The following is a 3,480-nucleotide window of genomic DNA, read 5'->3' on the forward strand; positions in this document are numbered from 1 at the left end:
CGAACCGGATCGAGCTGGCCATCGGGGGAATGACCGGCGGTTGTCCACCGAGCCCGACGCCGTGATGGACCGCGTCCAGACCCGACAGAGGACAGTGACCATGGACGACACCATCCTCGAGATGCGTGGTATCACGAAGACCTTCCCCGGGGTGACCGCGCTGGAGGACGTCAGCCTCGCGGTGCGTCGGGGGGAGATCCACGCCATCTGCGGTGAGAACGGCGCCGGCAAGTCCACCCTGATGAAGGTGCTGTCCGGCGTCCACCCCTCCGGCTCGTACGACGGGGAGATCCTGTTCGACGGCAAGCCGATGCAGTTCCGGGGCATCCGGGACAGCGAGGCCAACGGCATCGTCATCATCCACCAGGAACTCGCCCTGGTGCCCTACCTGTCGATCGCCGAGAATCTCTTCCTCGGCAACGAGCGGCGTGGCCGTGGCGGGCTCATCGACTGGAACCGGGCCAACGCCGAGGCGGCCGAGCTGCTGGCGTCGGTCGGGCTGCACGAGAACCCGGTCACCCCGGTCATCCAGCTCGGCGTCGGCAAACAGCAGCTGGTGGAGATCGCCAAGGCGCTGTCGAAGAAGGTGCGGCTGCTCATCCTGGACGAGCCGACGGCCGCCCTCAACGACGTCGACTCGGCGCACCTGCTCGGCCTGTTGCGGCAGCTCAAGGAGCAGGGCATCACCTGCATCATGATCTCGCACAAGCTCAACGAGATCACCGCGATCGCCGACTCGACCACCGTCATCCGCGACGGCCGCACGGTGGAGACCCTGGACATGCGCGCCGACGACGTGAATCAGCAGCGCATCATCCGGGGCATGGTCGGGCGCGACATCGAGAGCTTCTACCCCGATCGCGTCTCGTCGCCCGGGGAGGAGGTGCTGCGGATCGAGGACTGGTCGGTGCGGCATCCGACCCAGGAGCGGATGGTCGTCGAGGGCGTCAGCCTGTCGGTGCGCGCCGGCGAGGTCGTCGGCATCGCGGGGCTGATGGGTGCCGGCCGGACCGAGCTGGCGATGAGCGTCTTCGGCCGTTCCTACGGCCGCGACATCCACGGCAAGCTCTTCGTACGCGGGCAGGAGGTCAACGCCCGTACCGTCGCAGAGGCCATCGACAACGGCATCGCCTACGTCACCGAGGACCGCAAACGCTACGGCCTCAACCTCATCGACGACGTCCGGCGCAACGTCTCGGCCGCAGCCCTGGACCGGCTGGCCCACCTGGGCTGGGTGAACGGCAACGAGGAGATCAAGGTTGCCGAGGCCAGCCGCAAGGAGATGAACATCCGGACGCCCAGCGTCATGGCGGTGGTCGGCAAGCTCTCCGGGGGCAACCAGCAGAAGGTCGTGCTGTCGAAGTGGCTGTTCACCGACCCGGATGTGCTGATCCTGGACGAGCCCACCCGAGGCATCGACGTCGGCGCCAAGTACGAGATCTACACGATCATCAACCGGCTGGTGGCCGCAGGTAAGGCGGTGATCGTGATCTCGTCGGAGTTGCCCGAGCTGCTCGGCATGTGCGACCGCATCTACACCCTCGCCGCAGGCCGGATCACCGGCGAGAAGCCGGTCGGCGAGGCGACCCAGGAGAGCCTCATGGAGCTGATGACCAAGGACAAGGAGCTCGTCGGATGACCAGCATCAAAACCCCTTCGACGGAGCGCCCGACGCCCCCGGACAGCACACCCGCCGCCGCCCTGCACAGTGGGACGAGCGACCTGCGGGCGCTGGTGTTGAACAACCTTCGGCAGAGCGGGATCTACGTCGCCCTGGTCGTCATCGTCGCGCTCTTCGCGCTCCTGACCGACGGGGTGCTGCTGAGTCCCGGCAACATCACCAACATCGTCCTGCAGTACTCGTACATCCTGGTGCTCGCGATCGGGATGGTCATCCTCATCATCGGCGGGCACATCGACCTGTCGGTCGGATCGGTCGTCGCGCTCACCGGAGCGGTCTCCGCCGTCCTGGTGATCCAGCAGGGTCACCCCTGGTGGATCGGCGTCGTGGCCGCTCTGGTCGTCGGTGTCGCGGTCGGCGCCTGGCACGGCTTCTGGGTGGCGTACGCCGGCATCCCGGCCTTCATCGTGACCCTGGCCGGCATGCTGCTCTTCCGGGGCCTCACGCTGCAGGTGCTCGACAACATCTCGCTGTCGCCCTTCCCGGCCGAATACCAGAAGGTCGCGGCGGGCTTCCTCAACGGGCTGCTCGGCGGTCAGGGCTTCGACGCGTTCACGCTGCTCATCGGAGCTCTCGCCGTGGCCGGGTACGCGGTGAGCGGCTTCCGCACCCGCCTGGCGCGCATCCGCTACCAGCAGCCGGTCGAGTCGTTCCCGCTGTTCGTCGCCCGGGTCGTCCTGGTGGGCGCGGTCCTCATGTACTTCGCCTGGCAGTTGGCGCACGCCCGAGGGCTGCCGATCGTGCTGATCATCCTGGCCGTGCTGGTGCTGGTCTACGGCCTGATCACCCGGCGTACGGTCTTCGGCCGCCAGGTCTACGCGATCGGCGGCAACCTCTCGGCGGCGGCGCTGTCGGGCGTGAAGGTCCGCACCGTCAACTTCTGGATGTTCGTCAACATGGGCTTCCTCGCGGCGGTGGCGGGCGTCATCTACTCGTCGCGGTCCAACGGGGCGCAGCCCGCAGCCGGCAACATGTTCGAGCTGGACGCGATCGCTGCGGCGTTCATCGGCGGCGCGGCGGTCACCGGTGGCGTGGGCACCGTGGTCGGCGCGATGGTCGGTGGTCTGATCATGGCGGTGATGAGCAACGGCATGCAGCTGATGGGCATCGACCAGTCGACGCAGTCGGTGGTGAAGGGGCTCGTCCTGCTCGTCGCCGTCGCGTTCGACGTCTACAACAAGCGCCGCGCCGGTACGGCCCGCTGACACGACGACACTGCACACGTGTGCCCCTACCCGTCCCACGGGCAGGGGCACACGTCGTTAGGCGCCGCGGGGCGTTTGGCGCCGCGGAGCGTTCGGCGGCGCGGGCGTTCGGCGGTGCGGGCGTTCGGCTGCCCGGCTACGTCGACTCCGCGGTGCGGCGCCCACAGAAGCCCGCGCCGCGTCGCCGTCGGCGGAGGCTCGCGCCGATGCCGGAACCGCCTTGCCGGAGTCGGCCCCACCTTCCTCAAGCGCTGTAGAGCTGCCCCAGATATGGGGCGGCAACCCCGCGGCACGCAACAGGGCTCGCGGTCACGCCGGTGACGACCGCCGTGCCGGCAACGGCCGTCCTGGTGACGACGGTCGTTCGGTGGCGACGGTCGTTCGGTGGCGACGGCCGTGCCGGTTTGCAAGGGCCGTCCTGGTGGCGACGGTCGTGCTGGTGGCGACGGCGGTGCGGTCACGCCGCCCTTTCGCGGTCCATAAACGGCCCGCCGCAGAGACGGACGGCGTCGTCGGGCTGTCGATGCCGCAGATCTTGGACAGTTTCAGTTAAGATCGGAATAGCACACTTATGAACTCAAGTCACACATCAAG

The 3,480-nt window shown here is 68.1% G+C and carries 2 protein-coding genes; both read left to right on the top strand.

Features of this window, described 5'->3' with window-relative positions:
* The first annotated feature begins 100 nt into the window (after positions 1 to 100).
* Complete coding sequence (mmsA, locus tag AB0J68_RS29500; protein ID WP_363941837.1) at positions 101 to 1,639, top strand: multiple monosaccharide ABC transporter ATP-binding protein; 1,539 nt, start codon at positions 101 to 103, stop codon at positions 1,637 to 1,639.
* Positions 1,636 to 2,886, top strand: coding sequence for a multiple monosaccharide ABC transporter permease (mmsB, locus tag AB0J68_RS29505; RefSeq protein WP_363941840.1), 1,251 nt, complete (start codon positions 1,636 to 1,638; stop codon positions 2,884 to 2,886). Before mmsA ends, mmsB begins: the two co-directional genes overlap by 4 nt.
* The last annotated feature ends 594 nt before the right edge of the window (positions 2,887 to 3,480 follow it).

The organism is Micromonospora sp. NPDC049580 (assembly GCF_040675595.1).
GTDB lineage: Bacteria > Actinomycetota > Actinomycetes > Mycobacteriales > Micromonosporaceae > Micromonospora.

Excerpts from the sequence above, each read along its gene's own strand:
- mmsA (WP_363941837.1), top strand. The coding sequence starts at position 101 with ATGGACGACACCATCCTCGAGATGCGTGGTATCACGAAGACCTTCCCC.
- mmsB (WP_363941840.1), top strand. The coding sequence starts at position 1,636 with ATGACCAGCATCAAAACCCCTTCGACGGAGCGCCCGACGCCCCCGGAC.